This window comes from Streptoverticillium olivoreticuli subsp. olivoreticuli (genome assembly GCF_003391135.1).
GTDB classification, from domain to species: Bacteria; Actinomycetota; Actinomycetes; order Streptomycetales; family Streptomycetaceae; genus Streptomyces; species Streptomyces blastmyceticus.
Genome location: NZ_CP031455.1, coordinates 7,093,564 through 7,117,927 on the forward strand (window position 1 = coordinate 7,093,564; position 24,364 = coordinate 7,117,927).

The 24,364-nt window shown below is 72.9% G+C and carries 1 protein-coding gene; it reads left to right on the top strand.

Going from position 1 to position 24,364, the window contains the following annotated elements; all coding sequences use genetic code 11:
• Positions 1-24,363, top strand: coding sequence for a type I polyketide synthase (locus DXZ73_RS31395; protein ID WP_240351573.1), 24,363 nt, complete (start codon positions 1-3; stop codon positions 24,361-24,363).
• Position 24,364 lies beyond the last annotated feature (1 nt).

The following is a 24,364-nucleotide window of genomic DNA, read 5'->3' on the forward strand; positions in this document are numbered from 1 at the left end:
ATGAGTGAGTCCGAGGATTTCACGCCCGAGAGCACCGGAATGCGGGACGACGGTCCCGGCGCGGTGTCGTCGTGGCGGCGGAGGCTCGCGGACCTGCCCGAATCCGGGCGTGCCGAGGCGGTCCTGGAGTGGGTCGGTGAACTGGTCGCGGCCGCACAGCGGGAGGCCTCGCCCGAACCCCTCGACCCGTACCGCCCCTTCCAGGACCTGGGCTTCGACTCGATAGCCGCGGTCAACCTGCACAGCCGGCTGACCGCCGCCACCGGACTGCGGCTGCCGGTGACCCTCGCGTTCGACCACCCCACCCCCGCCCAGCTGGCCCACCACGTGCTGGCCGAGCTGGGGTTCGCCGACGCCTCCGGTGCCGCCGACCCGGACGCCGCCACCGCAGCCTTCGACGACGGCGAGCCCATCGCCATCATCGCAATGAGCTGCCGCTTTCCCGGCGATGTGCAATCCCCGGAAGAACTCTGGGAAATCGTCGCCGACGGCAGGGACGTCATATCCGAATTCCCCACCGGTCGCGGCTGGGATCTCGCCGGACTTTACGACCCCGACCCGGAGCGCGCGGGCAGCAGCTACACCCGCGAAGGCGGATTCCTGCACGACGCCGCCGAGTTCGACCCGGCGTTCTTCGGGATCTCGCCGCGCGAGGCCCTCGCCATGGACCCGCAGCAGCGGCTGCTGCTTGAGACGTCCTGGGAGGCGTTCGAGCGCGCCGGCATCGACCCCGCCCGCTTCCGCGGCGGCCGCACCGGCGTGTTCGTCGGCGCCGAACAGCAGGACTACGGCCCGCGGCTGCACGAGGCCGAAGAGGGCTTCGAGGGCTACCTGGTGACCGGAAACGCCGCCAGCGTCGCCTCCGGCCGCATCGCCTACACCTTCGGCTTCGAAGGCCCCACCGTCACCGTCGACACCGCCTGCTCCTCCTCGCTGGTGGCGCTGCACCTGGCCGTCCAGGCGCTGCGCACCGGTGAGTGCTCGCTGGCCCTGGCCGGCGGCGCCGCCGTCATGGCCAACCCCGGCTCGTTCATCGCCTTCAGCCGCCAGCGCGGCCTGGCCCCCGACGGCCGCTGCAAGCCGTTCGCGGCGGCCGCCGACGGCACCGCCTGGGGCGAGGGCGTCGGCATGCTGCTCGTGGAGCGGCTCTCCGACGCCCGGAAGAACGGCCACCAGGTCCTCGCGATCGTCCGCTCCACCGCCATCAACCAGGACGGCGCCAGCAACGGGCTGACCGCCCCCAGCGGCCCGGCCCAGCAGCGCGTCATCCGGCAGGCACTCGCCAACGCCCGGTTGACCGCGGCCGAGGTGGACGTCGTCGAGGCGCACGGCACCGGCACCACCCTGGGCGACCCGATCGAGGCCCAGGCCCTGCTCGCCACCTACGGCCAGGACCGCCCCGAGGACCGGCCGCTGCTGCTGGGCTCGCTCAAGTCCAACATCGGCCACACGCAGGCCGCGGCCGGCGTCGGCGGCATCATCAAGATGGTCATGGCCATGCGGCACGAGACGCTGCCGCGGACCCTGCACGTCGACGCGCCCACCCCGCACGTCGACTGGTCGGCCGGTGACATCGAGCTGCTGACCGAGGCCCGCGACTGGCCGCGGACCGAGGAGCGGGTCCGCCGCGCCGGCATCTCCTCGTTCGGCATGAGCGGCACCAACGCCCACGCCATCATCGAACAGCCCCCCTCGGAGGCCGAAGAGGCCACCGCGGAGCCGAACGTCCCCGGCGTACTGCCCTGGACGCTGTCGGCCAAGACCGAGGCCGCGCTGCGCGAGCAGGCCGAGCGGCTGCACGAGCGGCTGGCGGCCGACCCGGAGACCGCCCTCACCGACATCGGCCACTCCCTGGCCACCACCCGCGCCCTCTTCGAGCAGCGCGCCGTGCTCGTCGCCGCCGACCGCGCCGGCTTCCAGGACGCGCTGCGCCACCTCGCGACCGGCGACCACTCCCCGGCCGTGGTCCAGGGCTCCCCGGCCGCCGGGAAGCTGGCGTTCCTGTTCACCGGTCAGGGCAGCCAGCGGCTGGGCATGGGCCGCGAGCTGTACGAGGCGTACCCGGTCTTCGCCGAGGCCCTGGACGACGCCGCCTGGTACCTGGAAGAGCAGCTGGAACTCCCGCTGCTGGACGTCCTCTTCGCCGAGCCGGGCTCCACCGAGGCCGCCCTGCTCGACCGCACCGACTACACCCAGCCCGCGCTGTTCGCCGCCGAGGTCGCCCTCCACCGCCTGCTGGAGTCGTGGGGACTGCGCCCCGACCTGCTCGCCGGTCACTCCATCGGCGAGCTGGCCGCCGCCCATGTGGCGGGTGTGCTGTCGCTGGAGGACGCCTGCGCTCTGGTGGCGGCCCGCGGCCGCCTGATGCAGGAACTCCCCGCCGGCGGCGCGATGGTGGCCGTACAGGCCTCCGAGAGCGAGGTGCTGCCCCTGCTGGGCGACCGCGTCGGCATCGCCGCCGTCAACGGGCCCACGTCCGTGGTCGTCTCCGGCGACGAGGACGCGGTGGCCGGGATCGTCACCGCCTTCCGCGACCAGGGCCGCAAGACCAAGCAGCTCACGGTCAGCCACGCCTTCCACTCGCCGCGCATGGACGGCATGCTCGCCGAATTCCGGCGCGTGGCCCAGGCGCTGGAGTACACGCCGCCGCGCATCCCCGTCGTCTCCAACGTCACCGGCCGTCTCGCCACCGCCGAGGAGCTGTGCTCGCCCGAGTACTGGGTGAGGCACGTACGGGACGCGGTGCGCTTCCTCGACGGCGCGCGCGCCCTCGCCGAGCGCGGCGCGACCACCTTCCTGGAGCTGGGCCCCGACGCCGTGCTCACGGCCATGGTCCAGGACTGCCTGCCGGACGCCGTCGACGCGGCGTACGCCCCTGCGCTGCGCGCCTCCCGCCCGGAGGCCGAGACCCTGACGCTGGCCGTGGCCCGCGCGTACGTCCGCGGCAAGAAGGTCGACTGGAACGCGGCGTACGACGGCACCGGCGCCCGCCGCGTCGACCTGCCCACCTACGCCTTCCAGCGCCAGTCGTACTGGATGGCCACCCCGGCCGGGTCCGGCGCGGAGACCAGGGCGGCGGATCCGGCCGACGAGCGCTTCTGGGACGTGGTGGAGCGCGGTGACCTGAGCGCGCTCGCCGCCGAACTCGACGTCGACCCCGAACTGTCGCTGAGCGCCGCGCTGCCCGCGCTGTCCTCCTGGAAGCGGCAGCGCACCGAGCGCGCCACGGTGGACGGCTGGCGCTACCGCGCCCTCTGGAAGCCGCTGACCCTCCGCGCGGAGAGCGCGCCGGGCGGCCGGTGGCTGGTCGTCGTTCCCGAGGGGGAGACCCTGTGGGCCGACGGCGTCGTACGAGTGCTCTCCGAGCGCGGTGCCGAGGCCGAGGTCGTCGGGCTGGGTGCCGGTGTCGACCGTGTGGGTGTGGCCGAGCGGCTGCGTGCCGAGGTCGGCGACGGCCCGGTGGCGGGTGTGTTCTCGCTGCTGGCCGTTGCGGGCGGTGAGGCCGGGCTGCTGGGCAACGCCGTTCTGGCGCAGGCGCTTGGCGATGCCGGTGTCGACGCCCCGTTGTGGCTGGCCACGCGTGGTGCGGTGTCGGTGGGTCGTTCCGATGGTCTTGTCGATCCCGCGCAGGCGCTGACCTGGGGCCTGGGCCGGGTCGCCGCTCTGGAGCTTCCGGAGCGGTGGGGTGGTCTGGTCGATCTGCCGGAGTCGGTGGACGAGCGGGCACTGACGCGACTGGTGTCGGTGCTGGCCGGCGCCGGCGCCGGTGCCGAGGACCAGGTCGCGGTCCGTGGCTCCGGGGTGTTCGGGCGTCGGCTGGTGCGGGCTTCGGCGCCCGCGGGTGCCGGGGACGGCTGGCGGCCGGGTGCCGGCTCCGTGCTGGTGACCGGTGGTACGGGCGCGCTGGGCGCGCAGGTGGCCCGTTGGCTGGTGGGCAACGGCGCCGAGCATGTGGTGCTGACCAGCCGTCGCGGCCTGGATGCCCCGGGTGCGGTGGAGCTGCGGGACGAACTCGCGGCGTCCGGTGCCCGGGTGACTGTTGCCGCGTGTGATGTGGCGGACCGGGACGCGCTGTCCGGTCTTCTGGCGGGGCTGCCCGCCGAGTTCCCGCTGTCGGCCGTGGTGCACGCGGCCGGTGTGCTGGATGACGGTGTGCTGGACGCGCTGACTCCTGAGCGGTTCGCGGGCGTGCTCCGCGCGAAGGTGGAGGCTGCCGCCAACCTGGACGAGCTGACGCGCGAGCTGGACCTCTCCGCGTTCGTCCTCTTCTCCTCGGTCTCCGCGACGCTGGGCGCCGCGGGACAGGGCAACTACGCCGCCGCGAACGCCTATTTGGACGCTCTGGCCGAGCGGCGTGGTGCCGAGGGGCTTCGCGCGACGTCCGTCGCGTGGGGTCCTTGGGCCGGTTCCGGCATGGCCGCGGATGACGCGCTGGAGCAGCGCCTGCGCCGCGAGGGCATGCCGCCGATGGCGCCCGAGCTGGCGATCGCCGCGCTGCAGCGGGCTCTTGACCTCGACGAGACCACGCTCACGGTCGCCGACATCGACTGGGACCGCTTCTCCCGCGTCCTCACCGCCGTCCGGCCCAGCCCGCTCATCGCGGACCTGGCCGAAGCCGGTGGCACCCCGGCCGGTTCCACCGGCGCCGTCCGTGTCGTCACCGACGCCGATGTGGCGTCCCCGCTGGGCGAGCGACTGAACGGGCTCTCCCCGGCGGAGCAGGACCGGCTGCTGCTGGACCTGGTGCGCACGCACGTCGCCGAGGTGCTCGGGCACGGCGGTGCCGACGCGATCGAGGCCGCCCGGGCCTTCAAGGAGCTGGGCTTCGACTCGCTCGCCGCCGTCGAGCTGCGCAACCGCCTCAACTCGGCGAGCGGGCTGCGGCTTTCCGCGACGCTCGTCTACGACTACCCGACCTCCGCGACACTCGCCGAGCACCTGCGCGCGGAACTGCTCGGAGCGCAGGCCGCCGCCGGTGACGGCGTCGAGGCCGCCGCTGTGGTGGCCGTCGACGACGATCCGGTCGCGATTGTGGCGATGAGCTGCCGGTTCCCGGGTGGGGTGCGTTCGCCCGAGGGGCTTTGGGCGTTGTTGATGGGGGGTCAGGACGCGGTTGCGGAGTTCCCGGCCGACCGTGGCTGGGACCTGGAGTCGCTGTATCACCCGGATCCGGATCACGCGGGTACCACGTACACCCGTGAGGGTGGCTTCCTTTACGACGTGGCCGAGTTCGACGCGGCGTTCTTCGGTATTTCGCCGCGTGAGGCGCTTGCGATGGATCCGCAGCAGCGGTTGCTGCTGGAGACGTCGTGGGAGGCGTTCGAGCGGGCGGGCATCGACCCGGTCGTGCTGCGTGGTCAGCAGGTCGGTGTCTTCGCGGGCACCAACGGCCAGGACTACGCCGGGCTCGTCTCCACCGTGCCGCAGGGGCTCGAGGGCCACCTGGGCACGGGCAACGCGGCGAGCGTGGTCTCGGGCCGGGTGTCGTACACCTTCGGCCTGGAGGGCCCGGCGGTCACCGTCGACACGGCCTGCTCGTCGTCGCTCGTGGCGCTGCATCTGGCGGTGCAGGCGCTGCGCCAGGGCGAGTGCTCGATGGCGCTGGCCGGCGGTGTGACGGTGATGTCGACTCCCGAACCCTTCGTCGACTTCAGCCGCCAGCGCGGGCTGGCTTCCGACGGCCGGATCAAGGCGTTCGCGGCCGGTGCGGACGGTACGGGCTGGGGCGAGGGCGTCGGCATGCTGCTCGTCGAGCGGCTCTCCGACGCGCGGCGCAACGGTCATCCCGTGCTGGCGATCGTGCGTGGCAGCGCGATCAACCAGGATGGTGCGAGCAATGGTCTGACGGCTCCGAACGGTCCGTCGCAGCAGCGTGTGATCCGGCAGGCGCTGGCCAGTGCGGGTCTGTCGGCCGCCGAGGTCGACGCGGTCGAGGCGCACGGCACCGGCACCACGCTGGGCGACCCGATCGAGGCGCAGGCGCTGCTGGCCACCTACGGTCAGGAGCGGGCCGAGGGGCAGCCGTTGTGGCTGGGTTCGGTGAAGTCGAACATCGGTCACACGCAGGCTGCTGCCGGCGTCGCCGGGATCATCAAGATGGTCATGTCGATGCGCCACGGTGTGCTGCCGCGGACCCTGCACGTCGACGAGCCGACTCCGCACGTGGACTGGTCGGCGGGCGCGGTCTCGCTGCTGACCGAGTCGGTGGAGTGGCCGGAGACGGGCCGCCCGCGCCGCGCGGGTGTGTCGTCCTTCGGCCTCAGCGGCACCAACGCGCACACCATCGTCGAGCAGGCACCGCAGGGCGACGAGCCCGGTGAGGAACCGGCCGCAGAGGTGCTCCCCGGAGCGGAGCACGTGGCGCCGCTGTGGACGCTGTCCGCCAAGGGCACCGGCGCTCTGCGGTCCCAGGCCGCCCGGCTGGCCGACCACCTCCGGGTCAACCCCGAGCTGACCGCCACCGACCTCGCCTTCTCCCTGGCCACCGGCCGTGCCGCGCTGGAGGACCGTGCGGCGGGCGTCGCCGCCGATCGTGCGGACCTCGTCGCCGCGCTGGACGCGCTGGCGCGTGGTGAGTCGGCGGCGGGTCTGGTCGAGGGTTCGGTCGCCGAGGGCAAGGTGGCGTTCCTGTTCACGGGTCAGGGCAGCCAGCGGCTGGGTATGGGGCGTGAGCTCTATGACGCGTTCCCGGTGTTCGCTGATGCTCTGGATGCTGTTTGTGCGCACTTCGACGCGCATCTCGAACTGCCGCTGAAGAGCGTGCTGTTCGGTGACGATGCCTCGGTGCTGGATCGGACCGCCTTCACTCAGCCTGCGTTGTTCGCGGTCGAGGTGGCGTTGTTCCGGTTGGTCGAGGCGTGGGGTATCACGCCGGACTTTCTGTCCGGTCACTCGATCGGTGAGCTGGCTGCTGCGCATGTGGCGGGTGTGCTGTCTCTGGCCGATGCGGCGGAGCTGGTTGCGGCTCGTGGTCGTCTGATGCAGGAGCTTCCGGCCGGTGGCGCGATGATCGCGGTGCAGGCGTCGGAGGAAGAGGTTCTTCCGCTGCTGACCGAGGGTGTCAGCATTGCTGCCCTCAACGGCCCTGCCTCTGTAGTGGTTGCGGGTGATGAGGACGCGGCTGTCGCGATCGCTGCGAGCTTTGAGGCGCAGGGTCGTAAGACGAAGCGTCTCACCGTCAGCCACGCGTTCCACTCGCCGCGTATGGACGGCATGTTGGAGGAGTTCCGCGCGGTCGCCGAGGGCCTGACGTACGAGGCCCCGAAGATCCCGATCGTCTCCAACCTGACGGGTGCGGTGGTCTCCGCCGAGGAGATCACCAGCCCGGAGTTCTGGGTCCGTCACGTTCGTGAGGCCGTGCGCTTCCTCGACGGCATCCGCGCTTTGGAAGCGCAGGGTGTCACCACCTTCGTCGAGCTGGGCCCCGATGGTGTGTTGACGGCGATGGCGCAGGACTGCGTCACCGGTGTCGAGGCTGTGTTTGTGGCCGGGCTGCGCAAGGGCCGTCCGGAATCCGAGGCGCTGGTTCAGGCTGTTGCCCGGCTGCATGTGCGTGGTGTGACCCCGGACTGGGCCGCTTACTACGCGGGCACCGGCGCCCGCCAGGTCGAACTGCCCACCTACGCGTTCCAGCGTGAGCGCTTCTGGCTGGCGGAGGAAGCCGTTGCAGCGGCGCCCGGGACCGCGCCGCGCGGGGCTGTCGACGAGCGTTTCTGGGATGTGGTGGAGCGCGGTGATCTGAGCGCGCTCGCCGCCGAACTCGACATCGACCCCGAGCTGTCACTGGCCGACGTACTGCCCGCGCTGTCGACGTGGCGGCGTCAGCAGCAGGACCGCGCGATGGTGGACGGCTGGCGCTACCGGGCCCGGTGGAAGCCGATGACCGACCGGCTCTCCGGTGTGTTGTCCGGTGTGTGGCTGGTTGTGGCTCCGGAGGGCGAGGGCCTGTGGGCCGATGCCGTCGCGCGGGTGTTCAACGAGTGTGGTGCTGAGGTTCGGGTCATCGGGTTGGGTGCCGGTGTCGACCGTGTGGGTGTGGCTGAGCGGTTGCGTGTTGAGGTCGGCGATGGTCCGGTGGCGGGTGTGTTCTCGCTGCTGGCCGTGGCGGGCGGTGAGGCCGGGTTGCTGGGCAACACCGCGTTGGTGCAGGCGCTTGGTGATGCCGGTGTCGATGCGCGGGTGTGGCTGGGTACGCGTGGTGCGGTGTCGGTGGGTCGTTCCGATGGTCTTGTCGATCCTGCGCAGGCGTTGACGTGGGGTCTGGGCCGGGTTGTGGCTCTGGAGGTTCCGGAGCGGTGGGGTGGTCTGGTCGATCTGCCGGAGTCGGTGGATGATCGGGCGCTGACACGTCTGGCGGGATTGCTGTCCGGGCGGGCCGAGGATGAGGCCGCTGTCCGTGCTTCGGGTGTGTTCGGGCGTCGGTTGGTGCGGGCTTCCGTTCCGGTTGTGACTGGTGATGGCTGGGTGCCGGGCGGTGGCTCGGTGCTGGTGACGGGTGGTACGGGTGCGCTGGGTGCGCATGTGGCGCGTTGGCTGGTGGGTCAGGGTGCCGGGCATCTGGTGCTGACCAGCCGTCGTGGTCTGGACGCGCCGGGCGCAGTGGAACTGCGTGATGAACTCGTCGCGCTGGGTGCTCAGGTCACGGTCGCGGCTTGCGATGTGGCCGACAGGGAGGCCCTGGCCGGGCTGCTGGCAGAGCTGCCGCTGTCGGCTGTGGTGCACGCGGCCGGTGTGCTGGATGACGGTGTGCTGGACGCGCTGACTCCTGAGCGCTTCGCGACCGTCCTGCGCGCGAAGGTGGACGCCGCCGTCGTTCTGGACGAGCTGACGCGGGGGATGGACCTCTCCGCGTTCGTCCTCTTCTCCTCGATCGCCGGTTCACTGGGTGCCGCCGGTCAGGGCAACTATGCTGCCGCGAACGCCTATTTGGACGCTCTGGCCGAGCGGCGTCGTGCCGAGGGCCTGCCTGCGACGTCCGTCGCGTGGGGTCCGTGGGCCGGTTCCGGTATGGCCGCGGATGACGCGCTGGAGCAGCGCCTGCGCCGCGAGGGCATCCCGCCGATGGCGCCCGACCTGGCGATGGCCGCGTTGCAGCGGGCGCTGGACCTCGACGAGACCACGCTCACGGTCGCGGACATCGACTGGGAGCGCTTCGCACCCGGCTTCACCGCCGCACGCCCCGGCCCGCTGCTCACCGAGCTGACCTCCAGCCATACGGAGCCCACAGCCGCCGGGACTTCCCGTGCGGTCGCCACCGGCGGTGGCACCCTGGCGGAGCGGCTGGCCGGGCAGAGCGAGGTCGAGCGCGAGCAGGCCCTGCTGGAGCTGGTGCGTACGCACGTCGCCGAGGTGCTCGGGCACGGCGGTGCCGACGCGGTCGAGGCCGGGCGTGCGTTCAAGGAGCTGGGCTTCGACTCGCTGACCGCCGTCGAGCTGCGCAACCGTCTGAACTCGGCGACGGGCCTGCGGCTTTCGTCGACGCTCGTCTACGATTACCCGACCGCGGCCGAGCTCGCCGGTCACCTGCGCACGGAGCTGCTGGGCGATCTGGACCCGGCGGCGGGAGCCGTCCCGGTTGTGCCGTCGGCTGTGGTGGCCGTCGACGACGATCCCATCGCGATTGTGGCGATGAGCTGCCGGTTCCCGGGTGGGGTGCGTTCGCCCGAGGGGCTTTGGTCGTTGCTGATGGAGGGTCAGGATGCGGTCGCGGAGTTCCCGGCCGACCGTGGCTGGGACCTGGAGTCGCTGTATCACCCGGACCCGGATCACGCGGGTACCACGTACACCCGTGAGGGTGGCTTCCTGTACGACGTGGCCGAGTTCGACGCGGCGTTCTTCGGGATCTCGCCGCGTGAGGCGCTTGCGATGGATCCGCAGCAGCGGTTGCTGCTGGAGACGTCGTGGGAGGCGTTCGAGCGGGCGGGCATCGACCCGGCCGTGCTGCGTGGTCAGCAGGTCGGTGTCTTCGCGGGCACCAACGGCCAGGACTATCTGTCGCTGTTGATGAAGGCGCCCGAGGGGCTTGAGGGTCACCTGGGCACGGGCAACGCCGCCAGCGTCGTCTCCGGCCGGCTCGCCTACACCTTCGGCCTCGAAGGCCCGGCGGTCACTGTCGACACCGCGTGCTCGTCGTCGCTGGTCGCCCTGCACCTGGCGGTGCAGGCGCTGCGCAACGGCGAGTGCTCGCTGGCGCTGGCCGGCGGTGTGACCGTGATGTCGACCCCTGAGAACTTCATCGACTTCAGCCGGCAGCGCGGGCTGGCCTCGGACGGCCGGATCAAGGCGTTCGCGGCCGGTGCGGACGGTACGGGCTGGGGCGAGGGCGTGGGCATGCTGCTCGTCGAGCGGCTCTCCGACGCCCGGCGCAACGGCCACCCGGTGCTGGCGATCGTGCGTGGTTCCGCGGTGAACCAGGACGGTGCGAGCAACGGTCTGACCGCGCCCAACGGCCCCGCGCAGCAGCGGGTTATCCGGCAGGCTCTGGCCAGTGCCGGTCTGTCGGCGACCGAGGTCGACGCGGTCGAGGCGCATGGCACGGGTACGACGCTGGGTGACCCGATCGAGGCGCAGGCGCTGCTGGCGACATATGGCCGGGAGAAGTCCGCGGACCAGCCGCTGTGGCTGGGCTCGATCAAGTCCAACATCGGTCACACGCAGGCGGCGGCCGGTGTCGCGGGCATCATCAAGATGGTGCTGGCGATGGAGCACGGGGTGCTGCCGCGGACGCTGCACGTCGACGAGCCGACGCCGCACGTGGACTGGTCGGTCGGCGCGGTCTCGCTGCTGACCGAGGCCGTCGACTGGCCGGAGGGGGGCCGTCCGCGTCGAGCGGGTGTGTCGTCCTTCGGTATCAGCGGCACCAACGCGCACACCATCATCGAGCAGGCACCCGTAGCCGAGGGCGGCGCTTCGGAGACGGCAGCGCCGACCGCACCGGGCAGCCTCGCCCCGCTCCAGTTCGCACTGTCGGCCAAGGGTGCCGAGGCGCTGGCCGAACAGGCCGCCCGGGTACGCTCGTTCATCGAGGTGCGGCCCGAGACGGAACTGCTCGACCTCGCCCACTCGCTGGCCGTTGGCCGCGCCGCGCTGGAGCGCCGCGCGATCCTGACGGCGGCTGATCGGGACGAGCTGCTTGCCGCGCTGGACGCGCTGGCGCGTGGTGAGTCGGCGGTGGGTCTGGTCGAGGGTTCGGTCGCCGAGGGCAAGGTGGCGTTCCTGTTCACGGGTCAGGGCAGTCAGCGGCTGGGTATGGGGCGTGAGCTCTATGACGCGTTCCCGGTGTTCGCTGATGCTCTGGATGCTGTTTGTGCGCACTTCGACGCGCACCTTGAACTACCCCTGAAGTCGGTGCTGTTCGGCGACGATGCCTCGGTGCTGGACCGGACGGCTTTCACTCAGCCTGCGTTGTTCGCGGTCGAGGTGGCGTTGTTCCGTCTGGTCGAGGCGTGGGGTGTGAAGGCGGACTTCCTCTCCGGTCACTCGATCGGTGAGCTGGCTGCCGCGCATGTGGCGGGTGTGCTGTCGCTTGAGGACGCCTGCACCTTGGTGGCGGCTCGTGGTCGTTTGATGCAGGAGCTTCCGCCCGGTGGCGCGATGATCGCGGTGCAGGCGTCGGAGGACGAGGTTCTTCCGCTGCTGACCGAGGGTGTCAGCATTGCTGCCCTCAACGGCCCTGCCTCTGTAGTGGTCGCGGGTGATGAGGACGCGGCTGTCACGATCGCTGCGAGCTTTGAGGCGCAGGGTCGTAAGACGAAGCGTCTCACCGTCAGCCACGCGTTCCACTCGCCGCGCATGGACGGCATGTTGGAGGAGTTCCGCACGGTCGCCGAGGGCCTGACGTATGAGGCCCCGAAGATCCCGATCGTCTCCAACCTGACGGGTGCACTGGTCTCCGCCGAGGAGATCACCAGCCCGGAGTTCTGGGTCCGTCACGTCCGTGAAGCCGTGCGTTTCGTCGACGGCATTCGCGCTCTGGAGGCGCAGGGTGTCACGACCTTCGTCGAGCTGGGTCCGGATGGTGTGTTGACGGCGATGGCGCAGGACTGCGTCACCGGCGTTGAGGCTGCTTTTGTGGCCGGGCTGCGCAAGGGCCGTCCGGAATCCGAGGCGCTGGTTCAGGCTGTCGCCCGGCTGCATGTGCGTGGTGTGACCCCGGACTGGGCCGCGTACTACGCGGGCACCGGCGCCCGCCAGGTCGCACCGGCCGCGCTGCCGACGTACCCCTTCCAGGGACAGCGCTACTGGCCTGCCGCCACCCCGGCGGCCGGGGACCCCGAGTCGATCGGGCTGGGCGGAACGGACCACCCGCTGCTGGGCGCGGCGGTGCCGCTGGCGGACGCCGACGGCTTCCTGTTCACCGCGCTGCTGGCCACTCGTACGCATCCGTGGCTGGCCGATCACGCCGTCATGGACACCGTGCTGCTGCCGGGCACGGCCTTCGTCGAGCTGGCGCTGCACGCCGGTGCCCAGGTCGGCTGCGAGCGGCTGGACGAGCTGACGCTGGAGGCGCCGCTGGTCCTGCCGGAGCGGGTCGCGGTACAGATGCAGCTCGTCGTGGGCGGGCCGGACGAGTCCGGTCGCCGCTCGTTCAGCCTGCACTCGCGCCGACAGGACGCGCTCCCGACCGAGCCGTGGACCCGGCACGCCACCGGTGTGCTGGCGGCTGCCGCCGAGAACGCGCCCGGTGACCTCACCGTTTGGCCGCCGCAGGGCGCTTCCGCGATCCCTGTCGACGGTCTCTACGAGGAGCTGGCCGGGGCCGGTCTCGGATACGGGCCGGTGTTCCAGGGGCTCACGGGCGCCTGGCGGCTCGGTGCCGAGCTCTTCGCCGAGGTCGTGCTGCCGACGGCCGAGGACATGCCGGGCGTACGAGGCGCGGAGGCGGACCGGTTCGGCCTGCACCCCGCACTGCTCGACGCCTGCCTGCACGTCATCGGGCTGGACAGCCCGGACCGGAAGGCCGCGCTGACCGAGGGCGCGCTGCTGCCCTTCGCATGGAACGGTGTACAGCTGCTGGCCGCCGGTGCCGACGCGCTCCGGGTGCGGCTGACCGAGCAGTCGGAGAACTCCGTAGCGCTGCTGGTGGCCGACGGCACCGGGGCGCCGGTCGCCACCGTCGAGTCGGTGGCGCTCCGCGCGGCCTCCGCCGAGCAGGTGCGCGCCGCCCGCAGCGGGCTGCACGAGTCGCTGTTCCGGCTCCACTGGACGCCCGTACCGGTGCCCGCGGTGGACACCGCGGCGGGCGACTGGGCCGTGCTGGGCGCCGACGCCGCCGAACTGGCCGAGCTCCAGACGGCGTTCGGGACCGGGATCCGGCTGGACGCGTACAGCGATCTGGCGGTGCTGCGCATGGCCCTCGACGCCGGTGCGCCCGTACCGCACACCGTGCTCGTCAGCGGCGGCGAGGCCGCCGGGACCGACGCCGCGGCCGCCGTGCACGCCACCACCCTGCGCACGCTCGACCTGGTGCGGTCCTGGCTGGCCGACGAGCGGTTCGCCGAGTCGCGGTTGGTGCTGCTGACGCGTGAGGCGGTGGAGACGGAGGCCGGAGCGGGCATCGCCGACCTGCCGTCGGCCGCGGCACGCGGACTGTTCCGCTCCGCACAGTCGGAGAACCCCGGCCGGCTGATGCTGCTCGACGTGGACGGCCGCCCGGCCTCCCTCCGCAAGGTGCTCGCCGCGCTCGCCGTGGACGAGCCGGAGCTGGCGCTGCGCGACGGCGCCGCGCTGGCGCCGCGACTGGCCCGGGTGCCGGTCGCGGACGACGGCGAAGGCGCCCGCGAGACCCGGGAGTTCACGCCCGGAGGCACCGTACTGATCACCGGCGCCGGCGGCCAGCTGGGTGGACTCTTCGCCCGGCATCTGGTCGCCGAGCACGGCGTAAGCCGACTGCTGCTGGTGAGCCGCAGGGGCGGCGACGCCCCGGGCGCGGCGGAACTGACCGCCGAGCTGGCCGAGTCGGGCGCCGAGGCGGTCTGGGCGGCGTGCGACGTGGCCGACCGGGACGCGCTGGCTGCCGTGATCTCGGCGATTCCGGCGGAGCACCCGCTGACCGGCGTGGTGCACGCCGCCGGTGTGCTGGACGACGGCATCATCGGTTCGCTGACGCCGGAGCGTGTCGCGCGCGTTCTGCGGCCCAAGGCCGATGCCGCGCTCAACCTCCATGAACTGACCCGCGACCTGGACCTGGCCGCCTTCGTGCTGTTCTCCGGCGCGGCCGCCGCGTTCGGCGCTCCGGGACAGGCCAGTTACGCGGCCGCCAACGCCTTCCTGGAGGCCCTGGCCCAGCACCGGGCCGCCGAGGGACTGCCGGCGACCGCACTGGCGTGGGGCCTGTGGGGCGGCGACGGCATGGCCGGGAACCTGGACCGGACGGACCTGCGGCGCATCGCCCGCGGTGGCGTCGCCCCGCTGGCCGCGGAAGAGGGCCTCGCGCTCTTCGACGCCGCCCGCGCCGACGGCACGACCGTCCTGTTCCCGATGAAGCTCGACCACGAGGGGCTGCGCGCCGAGGCCAACGACACCGGGACCGTACCGGCGCTGCTGCGCGGACTGGTGCGGGTGCCGGTGCGGCGCGCGGCCGTCGCGGCCGCGGCCGCCGACGGCTCCTCGCTGGCCCAGCGGCTGCGCGCGCTGCCGACGGCAGCCGAACAGGACGCCGCCCTGCTGGAGTTGGTCAGCAGTAGGGTCGCGGCCGTGCTCGGCTACGCCGGCCCGGAGTCCGTCGAGGCCACGCGCGCGTTCAAGGAGCTGGGCTTCGACTCGCTCACCGCCGTCGAGCTGCGCAACGACCTCAAGACCGTCACCGGGCTGCGCCTCCCGGCCACCCTCGTCTTCGACTACCCGACGCCCGCCGCCCTGGCCGGCCACCTGCGGGACGAGCTGCTGGACACCGCACCGGCCGCTGTCACAGCGCCGGTCGTCACGTCCATGGCGCTCGCATCGGTCGACGACGACCCGATCGCGATCGTCGGCATGGGATGCCGCTTCCCCGGCGGGGTGCGGTCGCCGGAGGACCTGTGGCGGCTCGTCGCCACCGGCGGCGACGGCATCTCCGGCTTCCCGGCCGACCGCGGCTGGGACCTGGACGGCCTCTACCACCCGGACCCCGACCACACGGGCACCAGCTACACCCGCGAGGGCGGCTTCCTGCACGACGTCGCCGACTTCGACGCGGCGTTTTTCGGGATCTCGCCGCGCGAGGCCCTGGCCATGGACCCGCAGCAGCGGTTGCTGCTGGAGACCTCCTGGGAGGCCTTCGAGCGCGCGGGCATCGACCCGGCCACCCTGCGCGGCAGCCGCACCGGCGTCTTCGCGGGCGTCATGTACCACGACTACGTCACCGGCATGGACGGCATACCGGACGGCGTCGAGGGATACATCGGCACCGGCAACGCGGGCAGCATCGCCTCCGGCCGGGTGGCGTACACCTTCGGCCTGGAGGGGCCGGCCGTCACCATCGACACGGCATGCTCCTCGTCGCTGGTCGCCCTGCACTGGGCGATCCAGGCGCTGCGCAACGGCGAGTGCTCGATGGCGCTGGCCGGCGGCGTGGCCGTGATGGCGACCCCGGAGACCTTCATCGACTTCAGCCGCCAGCGCGGGTTGTCGACCGATGGCCGCTGCAAGTCCTTCGCGGACGCGGCGGACGGCACCGGCTGGTCCGAGGGCGCGGGCATGCTGCTCGTGGAGCGGCTGTCGGACGCGCGGAAGAACGGTCACCCGGTGCTGGCGGTCGTGCGCGGCTCGGCGGTCAACCAGGATGGCGCGAGCAACGGTCTGACCGCGCCCAACGGCCCCGCGCAGCAGCGGGTGATCCGCACGGCGCTGGCCAGTGCCGGTCTGTCGGCTGCCGAGGTGGACGTGGTCGAGGCGCACGGTACGGGTACGACGCTGGGTGACCCGATCGAGGCGCAGGCGCTGCTGGCGACGTACGGCCGGGAGAAGTCCGCGGACCGGCCGCTGTGGCTGGGCTCGATCAAGTCCAACATCGGCCACACGCAGGCCGCCGCCGGTGTCGCCGGGATCATCAAGATGGTCATGTCGATGCGCCACGGTGTGCTGCCGCGGACCCTGCACGTCGACGAGCCCTCATCGAAGATCGACTGGGAGGCCGGTGCGGTCTCGCTGCTGACCGAGGCCGTCGACTGGCCGGAGACCGGCCGTCCGCGCCGTGCGGGTGTGTCGTCCTTCGGTATCAGCGGCACCAACGCGCACACGATCATCGAGCAGGCCCCGGTCGAAGCGCCGGCCGGAGGCACGGCCGCGGTGTCGCTGCCGGTCGTGCCGTGGCCGCTCTCGGCCGTCGGCCAGGGCGCCCTGCGCGATCAGGCCCGCCGACTCCGTGACCACCTGCTGTCCGGCGGGGACTTCGACGCGGTCGACATCGGCCGCTCCCTGGCGACCGGCCGCGCGGCCTTCGAGGACCGCGCGGTGCTCGTCGCCCAGGACCGTGACGGCTTCCTCCGGGGCCTGGCGGCCCTGGCCGCCGACGAGCCGGCCACGGGCGTGGCGCGCGGCTCGGTGGCCGCCGGCAAGGTGGCGTTCCTGTTCACGGGTCAGGGGAGCCAGCGGCTGGGGATGGGGCGTGAGCTGTACGACGCGTTCCCGGTGTTCGCGGATGCGCTGGACGAGGTGTGCGCGGAGCTGGATGCGCATCTCGAACTGCCGCTGAAGAGCGTGCTGTTCGGGGACGACGCTTCGGTGCTGGACCGGACGGCTTTCACTCAGCCCGCGTTGTTCGCGGTCGAGGTGGCGTTGTTCCGTCTGGTCGAGGCGTGGGGTGTGAAGGCGGACTTCCTCTCCGGTCATTCGATCGGTGAGCTGGCTGCTGCGCATGTGGCGGGTGTGCTGTCTCTGGCCGATGCGGCGGAGCTGGTGGCGGCTCGTGGTCGTCTGATGCAGGAGCTTCCGGCCGGTGGCGCGATGGTCGCGGTGCAGGCGTCGGAGGATGAGGTTCTTCCGCTGCTGACGGAGGGTGTCAGCATTGCCGCCCTCAACGGCCCGCAGTCGGTTGTGATCGCGGGTGACGAGGACGCGGCTGTCGCGATCGCCGCCAGTTTCGAGGAGCAGGGCCGCAAGACCAAGCGCCTCACCGTCAGCCACGCGTTCCACTCGCCGCGTATGGACGGCATGTTGGACGCCTTCCGCGCCGTCGCCGAGGGCCTGACGTATGAGGCTCCGCGCATTCCGATCGTCTCCAACCTGACGGGTGCGGTGGTCTCCGCCGAGGAGATCGCCACGGCTGACTTCTGGGTCCGTCACGTCCGTGAGGCCGTGCGCTTCCTCGACGGCATCCGCGCTCTGGAGGCCAAGGGCGTCACCACCTTCGTGGAGCTCGGCCCCGACGGTGTGCTCACCGCCATGGCACAGGACTGCCTCACCGGCGAGGACGCGGCGCTCGTCGCCGCCCTGCGCAAGGGGCGGCCGGAGGCCGAGGCCGCGGTCGGCGCGCTCGCGCGGCTGTTCGTGCGGGGCGGGGCCCCGGACTGGGCGGCGTTCTTCGCCGGGACCGGCACGCAGCGGGTGGAGCTGCCGACGTACGCCTTCCAGCGGCAGCGCTACTGGCTGGACATCCGGACCGCCGCCGCCGCTTCGCCCGCGACGATCGGCACGGACCGTTTTTGGGAGGCCGTGGAGCGCGAGGATCTCGCCTCGCTCGTGGCCACCCTGGGCGTGGAAGGCGCGGACGAGGGCGCGTTGGAGGCGCTGCTTCCGGCGCTGTCCTCGTGGCGGCACCAGCAGGCGGAGCAGTCCACCGTGGACGGCTGGCGCTACCAGGTGTCCTGGAAGCCGGTGGCTGTCCCTACGGCCGGTGCGTTGTCCGGTGTGTGGCTGGTTGTTGCCCCGGAGGGCGAGGGCCTGTGGGCCGATGCTGTCGCGCGGGTGTTCTCCGAGTGTGGTGCTGAGGTTCGGGTCATTGGGCTCGGCGCCGATGGCGGCCGTGTGAGTGTGGCTGAGCGGCTGCGTGTTGAGGTCGGCGATGGTCCGGTGGCGGGTGTGTTCTCGCTGCTGGCTGTGGCGGACGGTGAGGCCGGGTTGCTGGGCAACACCGCGTTGGTGCAGGCGCTTGGTGATGCCGGTGTCGATGCGCGGGTGTGGCTGGGTACGCGTGGTGCGGTGTCGGTGGGTCGTTCCGATGGTCTTGTCGATCCTGCGCAGGCGTTGACGTGGGGTCTGGGCCGGGTCGCTGCTCTGGAGGTTCCGGAGCGGTGGGGTGGTCTGGTCGATCTGCCGGAGTCGGTGGACGAGCGGGCGTTGGTTCGGCTGGTCGGTTTGTTGTCCGGGCGGGCCGAGGATGAGGCCGCTGTCCGTGGTTCGGGTGTGTTCGGGCGTCGGTTGGTGCGGGCTTCCGTTCCGGTTGTGACTGGTGATGGCTGGGTGCCGGGCGGTGGCTCGGTGCTGGTGACGGGTGGCACGGGTGCGCTGGGTGCGCATGTGGCCCGTTGGCTGGCGGAGCGAGGCGCCGAGCATCTGGTGCTGACCAGCCGTCGTGGTCTGGACGCGCCGGGCGCAGTGGAACTGCGTGATGAACTCGTCGCGCTGGGCACTCAGGTCACGGTCGCGGCCTGCGACATCGCCGACCGGGACGCGCTGTCCGGTCTCCTGGCCGGGCTGCCGACGGAGCTGCCGCTGACTGCCGTGGTGCACGCGGCCGGTGTGCTGGATGACGGCGTCCTGGACGCACTCACTCCTGAGCGGTTCGCGGGCGTGCTCCGCGCGAAGATGGAGGCTGCCGCCAACCTGGACGAGCTGACGCGCGGGATGGACCTGTCCGCGTTCGTCCTCTTCTCCTCGATATCGGGGACGCTGGGTGCCGCCGGTCAGGCCAATTACGCTGCCGCGAACGCCTATTTGGACGCTCTGGCCGAGCGGCGTCGTGCCGAGGGTCTTCCTGCGACGTCCGTCGCGTGGGGTCCTTGGGCCGGTTCCGGCATGGCCGCGGATGACGCGCTGGAGCAGCGCCTGCGCCGCGAGGGCATGCCGCCGATGGCGTCCGAGCCGGCGATGGCCGCGTTGCAGCGGGCGCTGGACCTGGACGAGACCACGCTCACGGTCGCGGACATCGACTGGGAGCGCTTCGCACCCGGCTTCACCGCCGCACGCCCCGGCCCGCTGCTCACCGAGCTGCCCGAGGTCCGTGAGGCGCTGGCGGACCACACGGCGCAGGGCGACGCCGCGGCCGGCTCCTCGTTCGCGGAGCGGCTGGCCGGGCTCGCCCCGGCGGAGCAGGACCGCATGGTGCTGGAGCTGGTCCGTACGCACGTCGCGGCCGTTCTCGGACACGACGACCCGGGTTCTGTGGGAGCCGAACGGGCCTTCCGGGAGCTGGGCTTCGACTCGCTGACCGCGGTCGAGCTGCGCAACCGACTGGGTGCCGCCAGCGGCGTACAGCTGCCCGCGACGCTGATCTTCGACTACCCGTCCGCCGCCGCGCTGGCCGGCTATCTGCGGGCCGAGCTGGTGGGCCCCGAGGCCGTCGACGCCGTCCCGGACCTCCCGCAGGCCGCGCCGGTCGACGACGACCCGATCGCGATCGTCGCGATGAGCTGCCGCTTCCCGGGCGGTGTGCGCACCCCCGAGGAGCTGTGGGCGCTGCTGACGTCCGGCCAGGACGCGATCGGGGAGTTCCCGGCCGACCGTGGCTGGGACCTGGACGCGCTCTACGACCCGGACCCGGACCGGCGGGGCACCTTCTACGCCCGCGAAGGCGGATTCCTCTACGACGCGGGCCAGTTCGACGCCGCGTTCTTCGGGATCTCGCCGCGCGAGGCGCTGGCCATGGACCCGCAGCAGCGGCTGCTGCTGGAGACGTCCTGGGAGCTGTTCGAGCGGGCCGGAATCGACCCGGCCACCCTGCGCGGCACCTCCGCCGGTGTCTTCGTCGGCTCCAACGGGCAGGACTACGACTCGGCGCTGCGCGACATCCCCGAAGGCGTCGAGGGCTACCTGGGCACGGGCAACGCCGCCAGCGTCGTCTCCGGCCGGCTCGCCTACACCTTCGGGCTCGAGGGCCCGGCGGTGACCGTCGACACCGCGTGCTCGTCTTCGCTGGTCGCCCTGCACTGGGCGATCCAGGCGCTGCGCGCAGGCGAGTGCTCGATCGCGCTGGCCGGCGGTGTGACGGTGATGTCCAGCCCCGGCGCGTACATCGAGTTCAGCCGCCAGCGCGGGCTGGCCCCCGACGGCCGCTGCAAGGCGTTCGCGGCGGCCGCCGACGGCACGGGCTGGGGCGAGGGCGTCGGCATGCTGCTCGTCGAGCGGCTCTCCGACGCCCAGCGGCACGGCCACCCCGTCCTCGCCGTCGTGCGCGGCTCCGCCATCAACCAGGACGGCGCCAGCAACGGACTCACGGCGCCGAACGGCCCCGCGCAGCAGCGCGTCATCCGCAAGGCGCTGGCCGGCGCGGGTCTTTCGGCCGCGGACGTGGACGCGGTCGAGGCGCACGGCACCGGCACCCGCCTGGGCGACCCCATCGAGGCGCAGGCGCTGCTGGCCACCTACGGCCAGGACCGGCCGGAGGAGCGCCCGTTGTGGGTGGGCGCCATCAAGTCCAACATCGGGCACACCCAGGCCGCGGCCGGTGTCGCGGGCATCATCAAGATGGTCAAGGCGATGGAGCACGGGGTGCTGCCGCGGACCCTGCACGTGGACGCGCCCTCGCCGCACGTGGACTGGTCGGCGGGCGCGGTCGAGCTGCTCACCGAGTCGGTGGACTGGCCGGAGACCGGCCGCCCGCGCCGCGCCGGCGTCTCTTCCTTCGGGTTCAGCGGCACCAACGCCCACACGGTGCTGGAGCAGGCCCCCGAGCCCGCCCCGGCCGCCCTCGGCACGACGCCGCGGCAGCCGGAGGCGCTGGCCTGGCCGCTGTCCGCCAAGGGCGCCGACGCCCTGCGGGCCCAGGCCGGGCGGCTGCGCTCGTACGTGGACGCCACCGAGGGGCTGCGCCCGCTCGACCTGGCGTACTCGCTCGCCACCACCCGCACCGCGCTGGAGCACCGCGCGGTGGTCGTCGGAGCGGACCGGGAGCAGCTGCTGTCCGGCCTCGACGCGCTGGCGCGCGGCGAGTCGGCGGCACAGGTCGTCCAGGGCGCGCCCGCCGAGGGGCGCACGGCGTTCCTGTTCACCGGCCAGGGCAGTCAGCGGTTCGGCATGGGCCGTGAGCTGTACGCGTCCAGCCCGGTGTTCGCCGAAGCGCTGGACGCGGTGAGCGCGGAGCTGGACCGGCACCTGGAACGGCCGCTGTACGACGTGCTGTTCGGGACCGAGGCCGAGCTGCTGGACCGGACCGGCTTCACCCAGCCCGCGCTGTTCGCGATCGAGGTGGCGCTGTACCGCCTCGTCGAGGCATGGGGCATCAGGCCGGACTACCTGGCCGGCCACTCCATCGGCGAGCTGGCCGCCGCCCATGTCTCCGGCGTGCTGTCGCTGGAGGGCGCGGCCACCCTCGTGGTGGCGCGCGGCCGGCTGATGCAGGCGCTGCCCGCCGGCGGCGCGATGATCGCGTTGCAGGCCACCGAGGACGAGGTGCTGCCGCTGCTGGCAGGCCGTGAACACGAGCTGGGCGTCGCCGCCGTCAACGGACCGGAGTCCGTGGTGATCGCCGGGGCCGAGAGCGCGGCGCTTGAGGTCGCGGAGGTCCTGCGCGGCCGGGGCCGCAAGACCAAGCGGCTCACCGTCAGCCACGCCTTCCACTCCCCGCTCATGGACGGGATGCTCGCCGACTTCCGCAAGGTCGCCGAGAGCCTGAGCTACGGCGAGCCGCGCGTCCCGGTCGTCTCCACCGTCACCGGGCGGCCGGTGACCGACGAGCTGGGCCAGGCCGACTACTGGGTGCGCCACGCCCGCGAGGCCGTGCGCTTCCTCGACGCGATGCGCACCCTGGAGGCCCAGGGCGTGACCACCTTCGTGGAGCTCGGCCCGGACGGTGTCCTCACCGCCATGGCCCAGGACTGCGTCACCGCCGAAGGCGACACCGCCTTCGTGCCGGTGCTGCGCGCGGGCCGCCCCGAGCCGGAGACCCTCACGGGCGCGCTCGCCCGGCTGCACGTCCGGGGCGTGACCCCGGACTGGACGGCCGTCCACGCCGGTACGGGCGCCGAGCGCGTCGCACTGCCGACGTACGCCTTCCAGCGCAACCGCTACTGGCTCGAAGGCTCCGCGCAGCAGGCGCGGGGCGGGACGGCCGCGGCCGTGGACCCCGTCGACGCCCGGTTCTGGGAGGCCGTCGAGAGCGACGACCTCGCCGCTCTCACCGATGTCGTGGACATCGACACCGAGCAGCCGCTGAGCGCGCTGCTGCCCGCGCTGTCCGCCTGGCGCCGCCGTCGCCGCGAACAGTCCGCGCTCGACAGCCTGCGCTACCGCGTCGGCTGGAAGCCGCTGGCCGAGCCGGACGGTGTCCCGCTCGTCACCGGCAACTGGCTGGTCGCCGTGCCCGCCGAGCACGCCGGGAGCCGGACCGTACGGTCGATCCTGGACGCGCTGGCCGAACGCGGTGCCCGCGTACGGCCGGTGGAGCTGACCGCCGCGGTCCCGGACCCGGCGGAACTGGCCGCCGCACTGCGCGCGGCGTCCGCCGGGGAGCCGGTGCACGGAGTGCTGTCCCTCCTCGCGCTGGCCGAACGGCCGCACCCCGAGCACCCCGCGGCGCCCACCGGGCTGCTGCTCACCTCGGTCCTGGTGCGGGCGCTGGGGGAGACCGCCTGGGACGCGCCGCTGTGGTGCGCCACCACCGGCGCGGTCTCCACCGCCCCGTCGGAGCGGGTCGGCAGCGCCGTCCAGGCACAGATCTGGGGCCTGGGCCGGGTCGTCGCCCTCGAACACCCCGAGCGCTGGGGCGGACTGCTCGACCTGCCGGCGGTGCTCGACGAGCGGACCGCCGACCGGCTGGCCGCCGCGCTCGGCGGGACCGTCGGAGAGCACGGGCACGAGGACCAACTGGCCCTCCGTACAGCCGGGATCCTGGCCCGCCGGATCGGCCGCGCCGAGCCGGCAGCGGCGGCGCGCGAGCCCTGGCGGCCGCGCGGCACGGTCCTGGTGACCGGCGGCACCGGCGCACTGGGCGCCCACGTCGCCCGCTGGCTGGCGGGCAACGGCGCCGAGCACCTGCTGCTCGCGGGCCGCCGCGGCCCGGACGCCCCCGGCGCCGCCGAGCTGCGCGACGAGCTCGTCGCGCTCGGGGCCCGGGTGACCGTCGTCGGCTGCGACGTCACCGACCGGGACGCCGTGGCCGGGCTGCTGGCCGCCGTGCCGGCCGACTACCCGCTGACCGCCGTGGTGCACACGGCGGGCGCCGGGCAGTTCGCCCCGCTCGCCGAGACCGGCCCGGCGGACATCGCCGAGGTGCTGGCCGCCAAGGTCACCGGCGCCGTCCACCTGGACGCGCTGCTCGGCGACACGGAACTGGACGCCTTCGTGCTGTTCTCCTCCATCGCCGGGGTGTGGGGCAGTGGCGGGCAGGGCGCGTACTCCGCGGCCAACGCCTTCCTCGACGCGCTGGCCGAACAGCGCCGGGCGCGCGGTCTGACCGCCACCTCGGTGGCCTGGGGCCCGTGGGCGGACGGCGGTCTGGTCGCGGACGACGAGGCGGCCGAACAGCTGCGCCGCCGCGGCCTGCCGGTGATGGCCCCGCACTCCGCGATCGCCGCGCTCCAGCAGGCCCTGGACGGCGACGAGACCACCGTGACCGTGGCCGACGTCGACTGGGAGCGGTTCGCCCCGGCCTTCACCGCCGCCCGGCCGCGCCCGCTCATCGCCGACCTGCCCGAGGTGCGCGACGCCCTGGCGGAGCCGGCCGGGGAGCGGGAGGAGACCGCGGGCGAGACACCCGACTCGCTGGCCGGGCGGCTGGCCGGACTCGGCGGCCCCGAGGCCGACCGCGTCCTGCTCGACCTGGTCCGTACGCACGTCGCGGCCGTACTCGGCCACGACGGGATCGCGGGCATCGAGGAGGGCCGGGCGTTCAAGGAGCTGGGCTTCGACTCGCTCACCGCCGTCGAGCTCCGCAACCGGCTGAACGCGGCCACCGGGCAACGGCTCCCCGCCACCCTGGTGTTCGACTACCCCACACCCGGCGCGCTCGCCGCCCAGCTGCGCGCCGAGATCCTGGGGGAGGACACCGCACCGCGGCTTCCGGCGCTCGCGGAGATCGACAAGCTGGAATTCACCCTCACCAACGTCCCCGCCGACAACGCGGAACGGGCGAAGGTCACGGCGCGGCTCGAAGCGCTGCTGAAGAAGTGGCACGAAGTCGAGAGCTCCACTTCCGGAGACGGCTCCGACGACGAAGGCGGGATCGAGATCGAGACAGCCTCGGCCGACGACATCTTCGACATCATCAACAATGAATTCGGAAGGTCCTGAC